Genomic DNA, 19,125 nt, shown 5'->3' with positions numbered 1-19,125 from the left:
AAAAATCTCACTCGCTCATTTTCCCCTCGTTTTTACGCTTTTTTTACCTCATGTTCAGAGAGAAAATTCCGCTGAATTCGGGTGGAAGTGACAGATGAGGGCACAAAATTCGTAGGGTTAAGGCCAACCACTTGCGGACAGCCATGTCCGAGAGCAAATGTAGCCGCGATTAAAAAAGCCCCATCCGATAGGTTTCTCTCCTAACTGCTTATTCTTAATGCATTTCGCTGAGAAAATAGTCATCACCTATCAAACAAATCGCTAACAACATTTTTGTTCGCTTTTTTTACTGTCACATTTTCCCTACAATCCCTAACATTGTCCGCCATTGTGGGAAAGAGGTATTCATGAGCACGGCTAAGCACAGCAAATTAATTATTCTTGGTTCAGGTCCTGCGGGTTACACCGCGGCAGTTTATGCCGCCCGCGCCAATCTGAAGCCCGTTTTGATTACCGGGATGGAAAAAGGCGGCCAGCTGACAACCACCACCGAAGTTGAAAACTGGCCCGGTGACCCAGAAGGTCTAACCGGCCCGGCGCTGATGGAACGTATGCACGAACACGCAGCGAAATTCCAAACCGAAATTCTTTTCGACCATATCAATAAAGTCGATCTGCAACAGCGTCCGTTCCGTCTATTCGGCGATAGCGAAGAATATACCTGTGATGCTCTGATCATCGCCACAGGGGCATCGGCCCGTTATCTGGGGATGGAATCTGAAGAAGCCTTTAAAGGCAAAGGCGTTTCCGCTTGCGCAACCTGCGACGGTTTCTTCTATCGTGGCCAGAAAGTCGCGGTAGTCGGCGGCGGTAACACTGCGGTTGAAGAAGCGTTATATCTGGCAAACATTGCGGAAGAAGTACATCTAATTCACCGCCGTGATACTTTCCGTTCGGAAAAAATCCTGATCGACCGTCTGATGGAAAAAGTGAAGAACGGCAATATCGTGTTGCACACCGACCGCACTTTGGATGAAGTGTTGGGCGATCAAATGGGCGTTACCGGCGTGCGTTTGCGTTCAACCCAAACCGATGAAACCGAAGAACTGGCAGTTGCTGGCGTATTTATCGCCATCGGCCACAGCCCAAACACCGCAATTTTCGGCGATCAGTTGGAACGGGAAAACGGCTACATCAAAGTGCAGTCTGGCATTCAGGGCAACGCGACCCAGACTTCCGTACCTGGCGTATTTGCCGCCGGCGACGTCATGGATCATATTTATCGTCAGGCGATTACCTCCGCGGGCACCGGCTGTATGGCTGCGTTAGACGCGGAGCGTTATCTGGACGGCTTGGTCAACGATAAGTAATCGACCCGGCCTGAAGAACGACTCAGGCTAGCTCGAAGAAACAGGCGGCTCAATCGCAAGATGAGTCGCCTTTTTATTCGTGGCTTCACTTTATTTATATCTCCGCCGAGTTGTTCGTGCGTTCAAAACGGCCAAGCCTCATGGATTACCTGCAATCCGTTTAATTAAAAAGTAAAGATACAGTTGGCAACAATATAAAATAACAGTGCAAAAAACCTATTTAACTCGCCACTCCCCATGTCAATCACTTGTTATTTAATTGTGATTGGTTGGTTTCAGTAATAATCGATGAAATAAAAACCAAAAAACGAATCATTTCTACTTTTTGATTTACAATCAATGAGGTAAATCAAAATAACCTCTTCCTGTATTTTTCTTAAACTTGTTTAAAACCACTATTTCCCCCTTATTTGTTTTCACAAGGCGTAGGGACAAGGTAACATTGCCTTTCGCCGGTTTGCCCTCTTCGGGGAGCAGACATCTATTGATAAATTTATCATCCCATTTCCTGCGCAGAATAATTGCCTGATGAATAAAACAAGACAATATGAGTTGATTCGTTGGCTGAAAAAACAAAGCGCCCCCGCGCAACGTTGGCTCCGCCTTTCCATGCTACTTGGTTTGCTCAGCGGGTTATTGATCATCGCTCAAGCCTGGTTATTAGCCGGATTATTGCAGGCGCTGATTATGGATCAGATGCCGCGAGAGGCTCTGACCAACGACTTCTTGCTGCTGGCTGGAACTTTCGCAGCGCGCGCCGTGGTCAGTTGGCTACGGGAGCGGGTAGGTTTTATCTGCGGCATGAAGGTGCGATTGCAGATTCGTAAAATCGTGCTGGATCGCCTTGAACAACTCGGGCCATCCTGGGTAAAAGGCAAACCAGCCGGCAGTTGGGCGACCATTATTCTTGAACAAATTGAGGAAATGCAGGATTACTATTCGCGCTATTTACCACAAATGTATCTGGCCGGTCTGATTCCGCTGTTGATTTTGATTGCGATTTTCCCGATTAACTGGGCCGCAGGACTCATTTTGTTCGTCACCGCTCCGCTGATCCCGATTTTCATGGCGCTAGTCGGCATGGGCGCAGCAGATGCTAACCGCCGCAACTTTGTTGCACTGGCGCGATTGAGCGGCAATTTCCTCGATCGCTTGCGCGGTTTGGACACCTTGCGCTTATTTCATCGGGCGAAGGCCGAAACCGACCAAATCCGTGATTCTTCCGAAGATTTCCGCAGCCGGACCATGGAAGTGCTGCGCATGGCCTTCCTTTCCTCGGCGGTTCTCGAATTTTTCGCCGCTATTTCTATTGCCGTTGTCGCGGTTTATTTCGGTTTTTCCTATCTTGGCGAATTGAATTTTGGCAGCTACGGATTGGGCGTCACCCTGTTTGCCGGTTTTCTGGTGCTGATTCTGGCTCCTGAGTTTTACCAACCACTGCGCGATCTCGGCACCTTCTATCACGCCAAAGCGCAGGCCGTTGGCGCGGCGGAATCATTAGTGACGTTCCTCGCCAGCGAAGGCGAAGCTATCGGTCAGGGGGATAAAAACCTACCCGACGAAGGTTTAATCACGCTGGAAGCCGCCGAACTGGAAATACTGGCACCCAACGGCACTCGCCTGGCTGGCCCGTTGAATTTCACGCTACAACCCGGCCAGCGCATTGCCATTGTTGGGCAGAGTGGCGCAGGAAAAAGCTCATTACTCAATCTGTTACTGGGCTTTCTGCCTTATCGTGGCTCTCTGCGGGTTAACGGCATTGAACTGCGCGAACTTGCCCCTCAGGCATGGCGCAGCCAGCTAAGCTGGGTAGGCCAAAACCCTTATTTGCCGGAGCAGACTTTGGCCAGCAATATTCTGCTCAATCAGCCCGACGCCAGCGAACAGCAGCTGCAACAGGCGGTTGAACGTGCCTACGTCAATGAGTTCCTCGGGGATTTGCCCAACGGGTTAGCCACGGAAATCGGCGATCATTCGGCTCGTCTATCCGTTGGTCAGGCACAGCGCGTCGCCGTGGCGCGCGCCTTGTTAAATCCTTGCCGGCTACTGCTGTTGGATGAGCCAACCGCCAGTCTGGATGCCCACAGCGAACAATTAGTGATGAAAGCATTAAACGAGGCTTCGCGAATGCAGACTACGCTACTGGTGACGCACCAGTTAGAAGATACGCTAGATTATGACCAAATCTGGGTAATGGACCGCGGGCTGCTGGTTCAGCAAGGGGATTACACCACACTGAGTCAGTCTGAGGGGCCTTTCGCCAACCTGCTGTCTTATCGCCGTGAGGAGCTTTAATCATGCGCGTGCTTCTTCCATTTCTGGCGCTTTACCGCCGTCATTGGTTCTTGATTAGCCTCGGCATTTTGCTGGCTATTATTACTTTGCTGGCCAGCATTGGCCTATTGACGCTGTCCGGCTGGTTCCTCGCTGGTACTGCACTCGCTGGCCCGCCGGGTTTGTATACCTTTAACTATTTGCTTCCCGCCGCGGGCGTTCGCGGTTCAGCCATTTTACGCACCGCCGGACGCTACGCCGAGCGCGTGGTGAGCCACGATGCTACCTTCCGGGTGCTGGCGCATTTGCGGGTATTTACCTTTCAGCGCATTTTACCGCTCTCCCCTGCCGGGATTGCCCGTTTTCGTCAGAGTGAAGTGCTCAACCGCTTGGTGGCTGATGTCGATACGTTGGATCATCTGTATCTGCGGGTCATTTCGCCGTTAATCGCCGCGCTGGCGATCATCGCTGCCGTTACCTTCGGTCTGAGTTTCCTTGATGTCGAGCTGGCATTGACCCTAGGTGCCATTCTACTGGGGCTGCTGCTAATTCTGCCGCTGATTTTCTACCGCGCCGGTCAACCTATCGGTGCCGATCTCACCGTATTCCGTAGCCACTACCGCACACAACTGACCGCCTGGCTGCAAGGTCAGGCCGAACTGTTGGTCTTCGGCGCGTTAGGACGTTTTCGCCATACTTTGGAAGATATCGAACGGCGTTGGTTGACTCGTCAGCAGCAACAGGCTTCGCTGGCAGGTTTGGCGCAGGCATTGATGATTCTGGCGACCGGCATGACCGTCACGCTAATGCTGTGGCTGGCCGCGGCTGGCGTCGGCGATTATAGCCAACCGGGCGCATTGATTGCCCTGTTTGTTTTTGCTTCGATGGCGTCATTTGAGGCTCTACTGCCGGTTGCAGGTGCTTTCCAGCATCTTGGGCAGGTGATAACTTCCGCTGAGCGCGTGGCGCAGCTTATTGCACAGAAGCCGGAAGTCACCTTCCCCCAAACCGGCCCTGAGATCGCTTCACAGGCAGCGCTGGAAGTCGCACAGGTGAGTTTTACCTATCCAGACCAGCCTTTGCCTGTATTGCAGGATATAACGCTGTCACTGGCCGCAGGAGAGCATATTGCGCTACTGGGACGCACAGGTTGTGGTAAATCAACGCTATTACAATTACTCACCCGCGCCTGGGATCCCAATCAGGGTGAAATCCGGCTCAACGGCCAGCCGCTGGCGAGCTACGACGAAGCTTCTCTACGCCAGATGATGACGGTAGTCAGCCAGCGAGTACACGTTTTCAGCAGTACGCTGCGACAAAACCTGCTGCTCGCCTGCCCAACCGCTAGCGATGAGCAACTAATCACCGCGTTACAACAAGTCGGCCTGGGTAATCTTCTGGATAATGACGAAGGGTTAAATGCCTGGATGGGAGACGGCGGTCGCCCACTTTCCGGTGGCGAACAACGCCGTTTGGGTATTGCGCGGGCGCTGCTCCATCCTGCTCCATTGTTATTGTTGGATGAACCGACCGAAGGTCTGGATGCGGAAACCGAGCAACAAATACTGGCGCTGCTGCGCCAACACTGTCAGCACAAGAGTCTGATTCTGGTGACGCATCGCCTGTATGGGCTGGAGCAAATGGATAGCATTTGCGTGATGGACGGCGGCCAGATCGTTGAACAGGGCGATCATGAGACTTTATTGAAAAATAAAGGCCGGTATTATCAGTTCCGTCAGCGCCGCTAAGTTTTATTGTGAGTTTAAGACGATTTCTGGCTAATGTTATCAAATGCCGCTGGGATAACGGCGGCATTATCAATACTCTACAGCCAAAAGCGCCTGTAAGCGCCGTTAAGGGGATTTATGCGTCTTACCCACCTCTCATCACATTCTTACGCGTTCCCTTCACCTGAGCTGGCTCTGCGCGAGCCTAATGGCCTATTGGCGTTAGGTGGCGATTTATCGGCATCACGGTTACTCGCGGCCTATCAGCGCGGTATTTTCCCGTGGTTTAGCCCGGGCGAGATGATTTTATGGTGGTCGCCGGACCCGCGAGCGGTGCTGTTCCCCGAAGAATTACATATCAGCCGTAGCATGCGTCGCTTCCTGCGCCGCTGCCCATTTCGGTTCACACTGAACCAGGCGTTCCGTGAAGTGGTCGCCGCCTGCGCCGATCGTCCCGATGACGGAACCTGGATTGGTGACGATGTACAGCAGGCCTACGCCCAATTACATGAAATGGGCCACGCTCATTCATTGGAGGTATGGTTAAATAATGAACTCGTTGGCGGGTTGTATGGTATTGGGATGGGCGCACTTTTTTGCGGAGAATCAATGTTTAGCCGGGTGGAGAACGCTTCAAAAAGCGGATTAATGGCTTTTTGTCATCATTTTACCCGTCATGGTGGAGAACTGATTGACTGTCAGGTCCTCAACGCTCACACTGCGTCGCTGGGTGCGAGAGAGATCCCTCGCAGCCACTTTTTGCAGCACTTGAGTCAACTCCAGTTTAGTCCGCTACCGGCTGAATGCTGGTTACCGCAATCGCTGGATGTCGAAATCGCGATGCCGTAAAGATCAATGTTACAAAAGCACCCCACATTAGGCTTTATCCCCTCCTCAGCAGACTAATTTTGCAGAAATGGTGTGATGACTGCCAACACTTCTTTACATAATGTGGGTTTTTCGGCATTATCTTGCCGGTTAAAAACTAAGGTAGTTACTCCTAGAGGATTCGATGGCCAAAGAAGACAATATTGAAATGCAGGGCACCGTTCTTGATACGCTGCCGAACACCATGTTCCGTGTTGAATTGGAAAACGGGCACGTGGTAACCGCTCATATCTCCGGTAAAATGCGTAAAAACTATATCCGCATCCTGACGGGTGACAAAGTCACTGTAGAGCTGACCCCGTACGACCTGAGCAAAGGCCGCATTGTCTTCCGTAGCCGTTAATCGGCTGCCCAGTCGCTAGTTGCTAGCGAGCTCTGAGGATGTAGTCCCCCCTCCGGCGCCCTTACCATTTTATTGGCTAGGGCGTTTTGCTTTTTCTGTTATTTACCCCTTCCGCACCATTCCCATTTCGAATGAGTCGGACTGAGTACAAAAAAAAGGGCGATATCGCTATCGCCCTTCCATTTATTTCACGTCTGATTCAACTAGCTTATTGCGCTAAGACTAATGTACCGCGCCTTCCGTTTTGCGTTTTTGCGCGCTTTGGAATTCGTAAGCCAGTTGCTGTTTCTCTTTATCCAGACCAACGCTCACCGAGCCGCCATCAACCAAAGAGCCAAACAACAGTTCGTTAGCCAGCGGTTTCTTCAGATTTTCCTGAATCACCCGCGCCATCGGCCGCGCGCCCATAGCTTTGTCGTAGCCCTTCTCAGATAGCCAGTTACGCGCTTCATCGCTGACCTCCAGCGACACGCCTTTGGCATCCAACTGCGCCTGAAGCTCGACGATAAACTTGTCGACAACCTGCTGAATCACATGAGGAGACAAATGGTTGAACCAAATGATGTTATCCAAACGGTTCCGGAATTCCGGCGTAAACACCTTTTTGATCTCTTCCATCGCATCGGTACTGTTATCCTGCTGTTGGAAGCCAATCGATTTACGCTGAGTTTCCCGCACGCCAGCGTTGGTGGTCATCACCACAATCACGTTGCGGAAATCCGCTTTACGACCATTGTTATCCGTCAGCGTACCGTTATCCATCACCTGCAATAACAGGTTAAAGACATCGGGATGCGCTTTTTCAATCTCATCCAGCAACAGAACCGCATGAGGGTGTTTGATAACCGCGTCGGTCAGCAAACCGCCCTGATCGTAGCCAACGTAGCCCGGAGGCGCACCAATCAGGCGGCTAACCGTATGGCGCTCCATATATTCGGACATATCAAAGCGCAGCAGTTCGATATCCAGCGCCTTGGCCAATTGCACTGTGACTTCAGTTTTACCCACCCCGGTCGGGCCAGCAAACAGGAACGAACCCACAGGTTTATTTTCATGACCTAAACCCGCGCGGCTCATTTTGATCGCTTCAGTCAGAGCGTCGATAGCTTTATCTTGCCCGAAGACCAACATACTCAAACGGTCGCTCAGGTTTTTCAGTACGTCACGATCGCTGGCAGAGACAGTTTTCTCCGGAATACGAGCAATACGCGCCACCACAGATTCAATATCTGAAACGTTGACGGTTTTTTTGCGTTTGCTCGCCGGCATCAATCGGCTGCGCGCACCAGCTTCATCAATGACATCAATGGCTTTATCCGGCAAATGGCGATCGTTGATGTATTTCACCGACAATTCCACCGCCGCCCGAATGGCTTTCGCCGTGTAGCGTACATCGTGATGAGCTTCGTATTTCGGTTTCAACCCATTGATAATTTGCACCGTTTCTTCGGGCGTCGGCTCAACAATATCAATTTTCTGGAAACGGCGCGCTAACGCACGATCCTTTTCAAAGATATTGCTGAATTCCTGATAGGTCGTGGAGCCAATCACCCGAATCTTGCCGCTGGACAACAGCGGTTTGATCAGGTTCGCGGCATCCACTTGCCCACCGGAAGCAGCACCGGCGCCGATAATGGTGTGAATTTCATCGATGAACAGAATGCTGTCTTTATCCTGCTCTAGCTGTTTCAGCAGCGCTTTGAAACGTTTCTCAAAGTCACCGCGGTATTTAGTTCCCGCCAGCAGCGAGCCGATATCCAACGAGTACAGCGTACATTCGGCCATGACTTCCGGTACATCGCCCTGCACAATTCGCCATGCCAGACCTTCGGCAATCGCGGTTTTCCCGACGCCGGATTCGCCGACCAGCAGCGGATTGTTTTTACGACGGCGGCAAAGTACCTGAATTGCACGCTCCAGCTCTTTTTCGCGGCCAATCAGCGGATCGATACCGCCGACGCGCGCCAGTTGGTTAAGATTGGTGGTGAAGTTCTCCATACGGTCTTCCCCTCCCGCCTGCTCTTCATTCACCGGATTTTCTGCATTTGGCGCCTGACCCGGCTCGTCTTTGCGTGCACCATGGGAAATAATGTTCACCACATCCAGACGGCTGACATCGTGTTTACGCAGCAGATAAGCCGCCTGGGACTCTTGTTCGCTGAAGATGGCGACCAAAACGTTGGCACCGGAAACTTCATTACGACCAGATGATTGAACATGGAAGACGGCGCGCTGTAATACGCGCTGGAAGCTCAGCGTTGGTTGGGTGTCACGCTCTTCCTCGCTGGCCGGTAACGTTGGCGTGGTTTGTTCTATAAAGGCTTCCAGCTCCTGGCGTAATGCCACCAGATCCACCGTACATGCCTCTAGCGCTTCCCGCGCGGCAGGGTTGCTCAGCAATGCCAGCAACAGGTGCTCCACGGTCATAAACTCGTGTCTGTGCTCCCGCGCTCTGGCGAAAGCCATATTAAGACTGAGTTCAAGTTCTTGATTGAGCATAGGCACCTCCCCAATAAATTGCCTTAATCAGGCTTTTTCCAGCGTACAAAGCAATGGATGCTCGTTCTCCCTGGCGTATTGATTTACGTGCGCCACTTTTGTCTCTGCAACTTCAGCAGTGAACACGCCGCAAATCGCTTTCCCTTTGTAGTGAACGTTCAGCATCAACTGGGTTGCACGTTCAATATCATAAGAAAAGAACTTTTGCAGAACGTCAATCACAAATTCCATCGGCGTGTAATCGTCGTTGTTGAGTATAACTTTATACATAGACGGCGGTTTTAGCGCATCGATTTGTTTATCTTTGACTAAATGCTCAAAATTAAGCCAGTCGTTGTTATTGCCCATTGCTTACCCATCGTTTCACTGAATCATACAGGAGCAACACTCAGCTCCGGTTATAAGACCATTTGGTACAGATTTCTATTGTTATTTTAACATCTCTTGCCGTGAAGTGTCGCTTTAGAAGCATGCGAGAACGTTCGCACAGACAACAACAAAATTGTAACTAAATAAGCGCAATAGCGTTATCTGCATCAAACTTTGGCGAACTCCTCAGCCTGAGAAAAGCCGTCCTCTTGACGTTAATCGCATTTCCACTAGAGTGTAAATTTGTGAGCTGATGGAGTTTTAACCAATCCGCGCTCACTTTAACCAGCGATTACCTCATCTAAAATTAGAATAGCCTTGCGAGGAACGTAGAAGTATGGAGACGGGTACTGTTAAATGGTTCAATAACGCCAAGGGCTTTGGATTTATCTGCCCGCAGAACGGCGGCGAAGATATCTTTGCACACTACTCTACTATCCAGATGGATGGTTATCGAACGCTAAAAGCGGGTCAGCAGGTTAACTTTGATGTCCACCAGGGCCCCAAAGGCAATCATGCCAGCCTGATTGTGCCTCTGGAAATGCTGGCTCTCGCCTGACATCAACGTCACACCGTCGGGCCGTTAGCTTTTATCTACGGCAGCACAGCAATTCAAAATGCCAGCCGAACTGCGACTGGCATTTTTATCATTTTTTATGCCCCCGCTAACGCCATAATATTACGTTAACACCGCCTGGGCGTCTGCTCGTTTATCCTATTTCCCGTAAATTCTATGTCCGTAAACGTTATTCCCGCGCCAAAGCGTCAATTGGGTTTAATCTGGCGGCACTGCGAGCGGGCAAATAACCGAAGACCACGCCAATAATTGTCGAACACAGGAAAGCGCTGACCAGCGCAACCGCAGGGAAAGATACCTGCCAGTTGGGCATCACCATTTCTACCGCCAGACCGATAGCAAAGGAAAGCGTAATCCCTAATGCGCCGCCGACCAGACAAACCAGCACCGCTTCAATCAGGAATTGCTGCATGACATCGCTGGAACGCGCCCCTACGGCCATGCGAATACCTATTTCACGGGTTCGTTCCGTTACCGATACCAGCATAATATTCATCACACCAATACCGCCAACCACCAACGAAATGACCGCTACCAGCGTCAGGAACAATTGCATGGTTCGAGTGATTTTTTCCGCAGTTTGCAGCAAGCTGTCCATATTATAGGTAAAGATATCTTTCTTACCGTGACGCAAAGTTAGCAAGCGAACTAACTGTTGTTCGGCTTCCTTACTATTATAGCCATCGTTGATTCGCACCGTAATCGAATCAAAATAAGATTTACCCATCAACCGGTTAGCCATTGTGGTGTAGGGAATCCACACCCGCAGTGATTTACTGCTGCCAAACATCGATTGTTTTTCTTCCACCACGCCGACGATAGTCGCAGGCATATTGCCGATCAGCATCACTTGCCCCACCACATCTTTCACATGCGGGAAAAGTCGGCGCTGAGTATTACGGTCAATCACCACCGCCTGCGCCTGTCGATCGACCTGATCCTGCGTAATCGCCGTGCCCTGCTCGATACTGATACCGTAAACACGGAAATACTGCGCGCTCACTCCGGATACACTGCCGGCCACATCGATATTTCCGAAGCGTAGCCGCATACTGCCAGAGATCACCGGTGACACCGCATTAATGTAAGACTGCGCTTTCAGCGCTACCATATCGTCATAAACCAGCGCCTGCCGATTACTGGGGTCGTCATCGCCAAAGTCTTTTCCGGGGTAAATATCGATGGTATTTGTCCCGATAGCGCGAATATCTGCCAACACCATTTGTTTGGCCGCATCGCCCACCACCAAAATAGAAACCACCGAAGCAATACCTATGATAATACCGAGCATAGTTAGCGCAGTTCGCATCTTGTTAGAGGCCATCGCGCGCCATGCCATCAGCAATGCTTCACGAAAACGCCCGGTCAATTGCTGCCATGAAGGCGCTGGCGGCGTCAGACTTTGCGTATCCGGCTCTGCGGTTTTTGGCGGTGTTTTACTGCCGGAGTCCGCCATAATACGGCCATCTTTGATTTCAATGATTCGCTCGGCCTGAGCCGCGACCGTAGGATCGTGGGTAACAATAATGACCGTGTGCCCCTGCTGTTGCAGTTGCTTTAAAATCACCATCACTTCAACGCTGGAATGGCTGTCTAACGCGCCGGTGGGTTCATCGGCCAATATTACCTGCCCGCCGTTCATCAAAGCGCGAGCAATACTGACGCGCTGCTGTTGGCCACCGGAAAGCTGGCTGGGACGATAGCTGATGCGCTCGCCTAATCCCAAACGGGTTAGCAACATTTTGGCGCGTTCCCGCCGCTCATGCTTTCCTAAACCTGCGTAGACCGCGGGCACTTCTACGTTATGCGCCGCACTTAGGTGAGGTAATAAATGATAACGCTGGAAAATAAACCCAAAGTGTTCACGACGCAAAGCCGCCAGCGCATCATTGTCCATGCTATCGACGTCCTGCCCGGCCACGCGGTAAATCCCCTCGCTTGGCTTATCCAGACAGCCAAGAATATTCATCAGGGTCGACTTACCCGAGCCGGAAGCACCAATAATCGCCACCAGCTCACCCGCATTAATTTCCAGCGAAACGTCCTGCAGCACATCCACCGTTTGTTCACCAGACTGATAACTGCGGCGAATGCCTTTTAACTCAAGCAAAGCCGCCATTATTCAGCCTCCGCTACGCCGCGGCTGGTAATCACTTCATCACCCACTTCCAGACCGCTAAGCACCTGCGCATCCACATTGTTGCGAATGCCGATGGTCACTTCTCGTTTCTCTTCCTTACCATTTTTTAGCACCGCGACTTCATAACGGTTCACGCCCAATTCGTTACCCAAAGCGGAGAGTGGCACAACTTTAGCCTGTTCCACTTTCGATAATTGAATCGATACCTGAGCGGTCATTTGCAGGCGCAGCAGGCCATCCGGATTAGGTACTTCAAAGCGGGCCGAATAGAAAATGGCATCGTTCACTTTTTCCGGCGTTGGCTGAATATCTTTGAGTACACCGTCAAAATGCTTCGACGGATCACCCAATACAGTGAATGAGGCTTTCAGCCCCGGTTTCAGGTGGATAACATCCGCTTCGGAAACTTGAGCATTCACCAGCATCGTACGCATATCGGCCAACGTCAGAATGTTTGGCGCCTGTTGTGCGGCAATCACTGTCTGGCCTTGCAACGTAGTAATTTGCACTACATCGCCGTCCATCGGGGCGGAAATTTTGGTGTAATCCAGATTAATTTTGGCCGTATCCAGGCTGGCTTTGGTTTTGCTGATTTGTGCGCTGATCGTGCCAACTTTTGCTTTTTTTACCGCCAAATCCGTTGCGGCCTGATCCAGAACCTGAAGAGAAACCGCCTGTAGCTTCGCCAATTGTTGCTGGCGGCTCAGCGTCACCTCCGCCAACTGCCGCTCGGCTTTGGCTTGCAACAGCTGAGCGTTAAGATCTTGCAGCGTCGCTTCCACCTCTTTGATCTGGTTCTGTGCCTGCTGCGGATCGATCATCGCCAGCAGTTGCCCCTGCTTGACCTTATCGCCGATCTCCACATAGAGCCGTTCAAGCTGCCCGCTCACCTGCGCACCCACATCAACTTTGCGCACCGCGTCCAATTTACCTATCGCTAATATGTTTTGTTGCAGATCCCGATTAACCACTTTGACGGTTTGATACTGTGTCGCAGCCGGTGCCATTCCATGCTTGATCGCCCAAAAACCGCCAATTGCCAGAATCACAATCGCCAGAATCCAGCGTCGTTTACGTCCGCTAAACCACGTCAAATTAATTACCTACCTTATTAAAATTTATGCTTGAAATAGACAAATGCTAATGAAAATACCGTAGCGCTGATTAAATTATCACTCTGAGAGTGCGCGAATTTAAACGTAATATAAACATCAAATCATATAAATAATACCAACATAAGACGCATTGAGTCGCTGTTTAGTTCCCCCTTGCTTCAATAGAGACAAAGTTTGATAACGAAACGGATATTCCAATGTATTTATTCACTTCACCCCCATCAGCGCCGAATCATTTAAGTCGCTGGCAGTTAATTTCGCAGTTGATAAAAGGGGAAGAAAACCTGCCGGAGGTGTGGCGAAAACCGGCTTTTCGCTTTAAGTTTCTGGCCAGAACGCTGATTTATCCTCAGGTTACTCTGGCGCTACTCAGTGAATTGGCGAATAACCCGCAGCTCGGTACGCTGCTGCAATCTCAGCCGGATTTACCTTGCAAACTGCACCGTCCGTATCTCAGCGCCAATCTCAGTAAACGTCAGGGATTACAGGCGATCAAAGAGCACTATCGGTTGGTCAATGAATTGATGCCATCAGCATTGGCGACGGGATATCTCCAATCCAAGCCTTATAAATTGGCCGAATTAAGCGGACGCAATGACAGCCAGTACCGCGTTTACCTCGGTACGTTGCCGATGCTCAATAAAGAAGGGGAAGCCACGCTGATGTTTACCAATCAACAAGGTGAAACACTGGCGCTCATGACCTTTAGTTTGATGAGTTATCGACAGAAAAAAACGTTGTTTATTGGTGGGTTACAAGGAGCCGCACCGCAGGTAGCTCATGAAGAAATTCAAATCAGCACCAAAAACTGTCACGGCCTGTTCCCGAAACGTATCCTGCTGGAAGCAGCCTGTAGTCTGGCCGAAATGTTGGGGATCACTCAGATTATAGCGGTGGGTAATGATACTCATATCTATAAAAGCTGGCGCTATCGTCAACGGAAAAGCGATAAGTTACACGCCGATTATGATGGTTTCTGGCAATCTCTGGGCGGCCAAATGAGCGAGGAAGGTTATTTTCTGCTGCCTGCCCGCGTAGCGCGGAAAGCCATTGAGGATATCCCTAGCAAGAAACGCGCTGAATATCGCCGCCGTTATCAGTTATTGGATCAATTGGAAAGCGGGATTAGCGCCCACTTCCCTTGTGCTGAAAATACCTCGGTTAATCCGCGCGACCCCGAGCCAGCCACACCACGCGGGAAAACATCTTTTTCAGAATTGGCGGTACCGAACTCACGCCCCACACCCCAGCCTGAGTGGCAACTTCAATAGCCAAATCGGGCTTGGAAGTGCGATGTATCGCTTTCTCAATCACCCGGCGCGGCGGCATTTTGGCATTCATCGGTATCGCTGATATTCGATGATAAACCGGGCCAAATCCCGCACGATATAGGAATTGCTCCATATCCGGCGCCGGCAACATGGTCAGGCGATCTCGTTCATTATCACCGTTGCGCTCCGCAATATCCCGAACGGTAGCGGCATACTTCTTACCGGCATCGTCGCCGTCGGTCAGGGTATGCCACTGAATGCCCATGCGATTGGCGAATTTTAGCAATGGACGTAAACCACTTTGCGCAAACTCGATGACTTTTACCCCTTCAGCTTCAAAGTGATAGCCACATTGGCGAGCCAGTTCGTTAAGCAACCAGATTTCTGTCTCACCCTCCACCAATAGCCAGCAGCGGGCAAACAGTGATGACGGGCGGTTAAAACGAATATGGAAGGCAATGCGGCGACTGTCTTCCGGCGTCATCCCCTTCGGGCCAATACGGTAAGTTGCCACCCGCGCAGACTCACGCACCAATCGGCAAATCCGTTCTACCGGTACCAAAGAAACCAGTTCGCCGGAGTTGGTGGTGGTGATGCGTTGCAAAGGAAGCTGATTGAGTAGCCCCCAGGCGACCGATAACATAATGGGATGCAGGCGGGTTTCGGGATCCTCCACCAGCAACAGCGGGCGCGCGTGCGGATCCAGATGAATCGAGCCTTTAGCCTGCAATAACGTATTAAACATCCCCAGTAAAATCAGCCGCATACTTCGACTGTTCGGCTCGGCAATCATGCGGTTGATGCTGTCCAGCGCTTGCCACGCCTGACGTTCCGGCTGCGGGCGCGAAGGCCGATTGCGCTGAGGCGTTTGAGAACCCTGCTCGGCAAAGTAATGTTCCAGCAATTGGCGCATAGCGTCTAATCCCTGACGTAGCTCGGTATTAGTCAGTTTTTGTGGATTACGTACTAATTCACGCCCTAACTGATCCAACTGCTGATTCAGCGCAACTTTATCCTGCCCAGGCATACTTTCCGGCACGCTGGTACGTAAACGGCGGATAAAGCGGGCATCCCGCAGGCGTAGCACTGGATGGATACGAATAATACCTAAAGCCAGTTTTTCAATATCGTGGAGTGGCAACGGCTGGCCATCCAGATCCAGAAAAGTGCGCCAGGTACAAACGGTGCCGTCATCGGCCAGTTCGCCTTCCACTCGGTAGTAAATACGATGCAAACTGTCTTCACATTGGCTCCACAGCGGTGCCAAATGGCGATAACGTGGGGAACGCCAATGGCCGATATCCTTCTCGCAGAAGGTTAAAATAACCTGAAGATGCCGATCTTTTGCCGCTTCATCACCGGGGGGATAATAAAAATCCTGCACGGTGAAATGATAGAGTCGCGGTTCCGGAGACAGCAACAGAGTGAGCGCATCCAACAGGCTGGATTTACCCCAGGCATTCTCCCCGATGAGTACCGTATTATCATCCAGCGTCAAAGAAATACGATTAATGCCACGAAACCCGACTATTTCCACGCGTTCTAGGAACATATTTACGCCTCCCGTGCGAAGTTAAATCATTACCAGCGAAGCCTATGTCATTAACGCGTTAACATTCATGAGAATGGCGCAAAAAATCCTTTCAGGTCAAGCGCCATCCGCCGGTCTTTCCACCTTTACTCTATCCGCCTTTTTAGATAGCTTATCCCCTTCACTCAACAATGCCCGATCTCATTGCTATAGCCAACCGGCTATAGCCTTACGTCTGCTTAATTCAGCCTGACGCGTAAAGGACGCTTTAACTCACATGTATTCAGGATTACTGATCATTCTGTTGCCGTTAATTATCGGTTATTTGATCCCGCTTAGCCGTAAATCTTTAATTCAGGCGATTAACCGGCTATTAAGCTGGATGGTTTACGTTATTTTATTTTTTATGGGCATCAGCTTGGCATTTCTGGAAAACCTTAGCGCAAACCTGCTGCTTATTTTCCAATACGCCAGCGTATGTTTTATCTGCATTTTATCCGCTAACCTGTTGGCGCTATTTTTGCTCGAACATAAAAGGCCGTGGAAAAATACTCACCGCCAGGAAGCTCTGCCTTCCCGATTACATATGGCGCTGGAATCGCTGAAACTGTGCGGCGTAGTTATCATCGGCTTTCTATTGGGTCTGACCGAATGGCCACCGTTGCAATTTGCCGCTCAAGGTAGTGAATTAGCATTGATATTCCTGCTATTTTTGGTTGGCATCCAGTTGCGTAATAGCGGCATGACTTTACGCCAGATTGTGCTTAACCGCCGCGGCACTATTGTCGCCATCGTGGTTGCTGTCAGTGCGCTGGCTGGCGGCGCGTTAGCCGCGTTATTCCTCGGTTTACCGCTGAAAACCGGTCTGGCAATGGCCTCCGGCTACGGTTGGTACTCACTCTCGGGTATCTTACTGACAGACGCATTTGGCCCGGTGATCGGCAGCGCCGCCTTCTTCAACGATTTAGCCCGTGAATTAGTCGCCATTATGCTGATTCCAACGCTGGTTCGCCGCAGCCGTTCCACTGCCTTAGGCCTCTGCGGTGCCACCTCAATGGATTTCACCCTGCCGGTATTGCAACGTAGCGGTGGCCTGGAAATGGTACCTGCCGCGATCGTGCACGGCTTCATATTGAGCTTACTGGCTCCAGTACTGATCGCGCTATTCTCCTGATATTCTCCGTCCCCAGCGGGCTAATGTATTGGCCCGCTAAATTCTATTCATTTCACCATTAAAGCGAAAAAGTCTCATTCGCGACAAAAATTGCGCCAAATCAAGATAAGTTAAAGTTGCATTACAAAAGCCTTTTTAAGATGCCTTGGCACATCTATGCTTTTAAACACGCATTACAAATGCACTTTTAAAAGGAAAGAATCATGTTCTGTGTGCAATGTGAACAAACCATTCGTACCCCGGCAGGCAATGGCTGCTCTTACGCTCAGGGTATGTGCGGGAAAACCGCTGAAACGTCCGATTTGCAAGACCTGTTGGTTGCCGTATTACAGGGGCTTTCCGCTTGGGCATTACGCGCCAGACAGCTCGGTATTATCGATCCAGATATCGATAGCTTCGCACCCAGAGCCTTTTTCTCAACGCTGACCAACGTTAACTTTGATTCTGAGCGCATCGTCGGTTATGCCAAGGAAGCTATCGCACTGCGTGATTCTCTGGCCGCACGCTGCCGCTTGCTGGATGCCAGCGCCTCGGTAGATCACCCGATGGCCGAATTACAATTGGAAGCTAACGACATTCCAACACTGCAACAACAGTCTCAACAGTTCGCTTTAAACAGTGATAAAGCCGAGGTTGGCGATGACATTCACGGTCTGCGGATGCTGTGTTTGTATGGCTTGAAAGGCGCAGCGGCTTATATGGAACACGCTCACGTACTCGGTCAGTCTGATGAAAATATCTACGCGCAATATCATGAGCTTATGTCATGGCTGGGCACTCAGCCGCGCGATGTGGATACCCTGTTGAATAATGCTATGGGCATCGGCCAGATGAACTTCAACGTGATGGCGATTCTGGACAGCGGCGAAACTCAGGCATACGGCCACCCGCAGCCAACGGCGGTCAACGTGCGCCCGGTCGCCGGTAAAGCCATTCTGATTTCAGGGCACGATCTGAAAGATCTGCAGATGTTATTGGAGCAGACCGCCGGACAAGGCGTCAATGTGTACACCCATGGCGAAATGCTGCCAGCACACGGCTATCCCGAGCTGAAAAAATTCCCGCATCTGGTGGGTAACTACGGCAGCGGCTGGCAAAATCAGCAAATCGAATTTGCCAAATTCCCCGGCCCGATAGTGATGACCTCCAACTGTATTATCGATCCCAACGTGGGTAATTACGGCGATCGTATCTGGACCCGCAGCATTGTTGGTTGGCCGGGCGTCAATCATTTGGAAGGCGATGATTTCTCAGATGTTATTACGCAAGCGAAAAGTATGGCCGGATTCCCGTACAACGAGCTAGAACACATGATCACCGTGGGTTTTGGTCGCCAGACTCTATTAAATTCGGCGGATACGGTTATCGATCTGGTTTCTCGTAAAAAACTGCGCCATATCTTTCTGGTCGGCGGCTGTGACGGCAGCCGGGACGAACGCAGCTATTTTACCGATTTTGCCCGCAATATTCCGCAAGATTGCCTAATCATGACTCTGGCCTGTGGTAAATATCGTTTTAACAAACTGGACTTCGGCACGCTGGAAGGTTTACCGCGTCTGCTGGATGTGGGCCAATGTAATGATGCTTACTCCGCGATCATGCTAGCGGTAAAACTATCTGAGCAATTAGGCTGTACTGTCAACGACTTACCTTTAAGTCTGGTGCTGTCGTGGTTCGAACAGAAAGCTATCGTCATTTTGCTGACGCTGCTGTCTCTCGGCGTCAAAAATATCTATACCGGCCCAACGGCGCCGGGCTTCCTGACCGATAATCTGCTGGCCATTCTGAATGAAAAATTCGGTATGCGCCCGATCACCTCGGTTGAACAAGATTTGAACGAAATTCTGGTGGCCTAAGCCACGGTGCGGTCAGCGCTATTCGCCTCCGGCGCTGACCGTTTCTATTAC

The 19,125-nt window shown here is 50.9% G+C and carries 14 protein-coding genes; 9 read left to right on the top strand and 5 right to left on the bottom strand.

Annotation, left to right across the window (positions count from 1 at the left end; genetic code table 11):
* The first annotated feature begins 347 nt into the window (after positions 1 to 347).
* From trxB to infA, 5 genes are all read left to right on the top strand, one after another.
* Positions 348 to 1,310, top strand: a complete 963-nt coding sequence (gene trxB / locus PL78_RS02575) for a thioredoxin-disulfide reductase (RefSeq protein WP_064512871.1) — start codon at positions 348 to 350, stop codon at positions 1,308 to 1,310.
* A 528-nt stretch (positions 1,311 to 1,838) separates the two neighbouring features.
* Entirely contained in the window at positions 1,839 to 3,605 is a 1,767-nt protein-coding gene (gene cydD / locus PL78_RS02570) for a heme ABC transporter permease/ATP-binding protein CydD (protein ID WP_064512869.1), read from the top strand.
* 2 nt (positions 3,606 to 3,607) lie between these two features.
* The gene (gene cydC / locus PL78_RS02565; protein ID WP_064512866.1) at positions 3,608 to 5,332 is read left to right on the top strand and encodes a heme ABC transporter ATP-binding protein/permease CydC; all 1,725 of its coding nucleotides are present in this window, start codon (positions 3,608 to 3,610) and stop codon (positions 5,330 to 5,332) included.
* Between the two features lie 117 nt (positions 5,333 to 5,449).
* Positions 5,450 to 6,160, top strand: coding sequence for a leucyl/phenylalanyl-tRNA--protein transferase (gene aat / locus PL78_RS02560; RefSeq protein ID WP_064512864.1), 711 nt, complete (start codon positions 5,450 to 5,452; stop codon positions 6,158 to 6,160).
* 163 nt (positions 6,161 to 6,323) lie between these two features.
* On the top strand, positions 6,324 to 6,542 hold the full coding sequence (infA, locus tag PL78_RS02555; RefSeq protein WP_002211347.1) for a translation initiation factor IF-1: 219 nt from the start codon (positions 6,324 to 6,326) through the stop codon (positions 6,540 to 6,542).
* A 222-nt stretch (positions 6,543 to 6,764) separates the two neighbouring features.
* Here the strand turns inward: infA and clpA are convergent, their stop codons facing one another.
* Together clpA and clpS are read right to left on the bottom strand one after the other, a co-directional pair.
* Positions 6,765 to 9,041: an ATP-dependent Clp protease ATP-binding subunit ClpA gene (gene clpA / locus PL78_RS02550; protein ID WP_064512862.1), complete on the bottom strand. Its 2,277-nt coding sequence runs from the start codon at positions 9,039 to 9,041 to the stop codon at positions 6,765 to 6,767.
* A 27-nt stretch (positions 9,042 to 9,068) separates the two neighbouring features.
* Positions 9,069 to 9,389, bottom strand: coding sequence for an ATP-dependent Clp protease adapter ClpS (gene clpS, locus PL78_RS02545; protein ID WP_004717325.1), 321 nt, complete (start codon positions 9,387 to 9,389; stop codon positions 9,069 to 9,071).
* Between the two features lie 358 nt (positions 9,390 to 9,747).
* Here clpS and cspD point away from each other — a divergent pair, with 358 nt between their 5' ends.
* Positions 9,748 to 9,969, top strand: coding sequence for a cold shock-like protein CspD (cspD, locus tag PL78_RS02540; protein WP_049596538.1), 222 nt, complete (start codon positions 9,748 to 9,750; stop codon positions 9,967 to 9,969).
* A gap of 187 nt (positions 9,970 to 10,156) precedes the next feature.
* On the opposite strand, the gene macB is transcribed toward cspD, so the two are convergent.
* Positions 10,157 to 12,106, bottom strand: coding sequence for a macrolide ABC transporter ATP-binding protein/permease MacB (macB, locus tag PL78_RS02535; protein ID WP_064512860.1), 1,950 nt, complete (start codon positions 12,104 to 12,106; stop codon positions 10,157 to 10,159).
* Positions 12,106 to 13,221, bottom strand: coding sequence for a macrolide transporter subunit MacA (gene macA, locus PL78_RS02530; protein WP_064512858.1), 1,116 nt, complete (start codon positions 13,219 to 13,221; stop codon positions 12,106 to 12,108). The genes macB and macA overlap by 1 nt, the downstream gene beginning before the upstream one ends.
* 218 nt (positions 13,222 to 13,439) lie before the next feature.
* On the opposite strand from macA, the gene PL78_RS02525 reads away from it, so the two are divergent.
* Positions 13,440 to 14,513 carry a VirK/YbjX family protein gene (locus PL78_RS02525; protein WP_064512856.1) on the top strand — a complete coding sequence of 358 codons (1,074 nt, stop codon included), beginning with the start codon at positions 13,440 to 13,442 and terminating at the stop codon, positions 14,511 to 14,513.
* Here PL78_RS02525 and PL78_RS02520 read toward each other — a convergent pair.
* Positions 14,404 to 16,065, bottom strand: coding sequence for an ATP-dependent endonuclease (locus tag PL78_RS02520; RefSeq protein ID WP_064512854.1), 1,662 nt, complete (start codon positions 16,063 to 16,065; stop codon positions 14,404 to 14,406). The genes PL78_RS02525 and PL78_RS02520 overlap by 110 nt on opposite strands.
* Before the next feature lie 256 nt (positions 16,066 to 16,321).
* Between PL78_RS02520 and PL78_RS02515 the strand changes: the two genes are divergently transcribed.
* Both PL78_RS02515 and hcp read left to right on the top strand, forming a co-directional pair.
* Complete coding sequence (locus PL78_RS02515) at positions 16,322 to 17,218, top strand: LysO family transporter (RefSeq protein WP_064512852.1); 897 nt, start codon at positions 16,322 to 16,324, stop codon at positions 17,216 to 17,218.
* 203 nt (positions 17,219 to 17,421) lie between these two features.
* On the top strand, positions 17,422 to 19,074 hold the full coding sequence (gene hcp / locus PL78_RS02510) for a hydroxylamine reductase (RefSeq protein ID WP_064512850.1): 1,653 nt from the start codon (positions 17,422 to 17,424) through the stop codon (positions 19,072 to 19,074).
* The last annotated feature ends 51 nt before the right edge of the window (positions 19,075 to 19,125 follow it).

Source organism: Yersinia entomophaga (assembly GCF_001656035.1).
Taxonomy (GTDB): domain Bacteria; phylum Pseudomonadota; class Gammaproteobacteria; order Enterobacterales; family Enterobacteriaceae; genus Yersinia; species Yersinia entomophaga.
This window is presented reverse-complemented; position numbering and strand designations above follow the sequence as displayed.

Coding starts and splice junctions, on each gene's coding strand:
- trxB (WP_064512871.1), top strand. CDS start 348: ATGAGCACGGCTAAGCACAGCAAATTAATTATTCTTGGTTCAGGTCCT.
- cydD (WP_064512869.1), top strand. CDS start 1,839: ATGAATAAAACAAGACAATATGAGTTGATTCGTTGGCTGAAAAAACAA.
- cydC (WP_064512866.1), top strand. CDS start 3,608: ATGCGCGTGCTTCTTCCATTTCTGGCGCTTTACCGCCGTCATTGGTTC.
- aat (WP_064512864.1), top strand. CDS start 5,450: ATGCGTCTTACCCACCTCTCATCACATTCTTACGCGTTCCCTTCACCT.
- infA (WP_002211347.1), top strand. CDS start 6,324: ATGGCCAAAGAAGACAATATTGAAATGCAGGGCACCGTTCTTGATACG.
- clpA (WP_064512862.1), bottom strand. CDS start 9,041: ATGCTCAATCAAGAACTTGAACTCAGTCTTAATATGGCTTTCGCCAGA.
- clpS (WP_004717325.1), bottom strand. CDS start 9,389: ATGGGCAATAACAACGACTGGCTTAATTTTGAGCATTTAGTCAAAGAT.
- cspD (WP_049596538.1), top strand. CDS start 9,748: ATGGAGACGGGTACTGTTAAATGGTTCAATAACGCCAAGGGCTTTGGA.
- macB (WP_064512860.1), bottom strand. CDS start 12,106: ATGGCGGCTTTGCTTGAGTTAAAAGGCATTCGCCGCAGTTATCAGTCT.
- PL78_RS02525 (WP_064512856.1), top strand. CDS start 13,440: ATGTATTTATTCACTTCACCCCCATCAGCGCCGAATCATTTAAGTCGC.
- PL78_RS02520 (WP_064512854.1), bottom strand. CDS start 16,065: ATGTTCCTAGAACGCGTGGAAATAGTCGGGTTTCGTGGCATTAATCGT.
- PL78_RS02515 (WP_064512852.1), top strand. CDS start 16,322: ATGTATTCAGGATTACTGATCATTCTGTTGCCGTTAATTATCGGTTAT.
- hcp (WP_064512850.1), top strand. CDS start 17,422: ATGTTCTGTGTGCAATGTGAACAAACCATTCGTACCCCGGCAGGCAAT.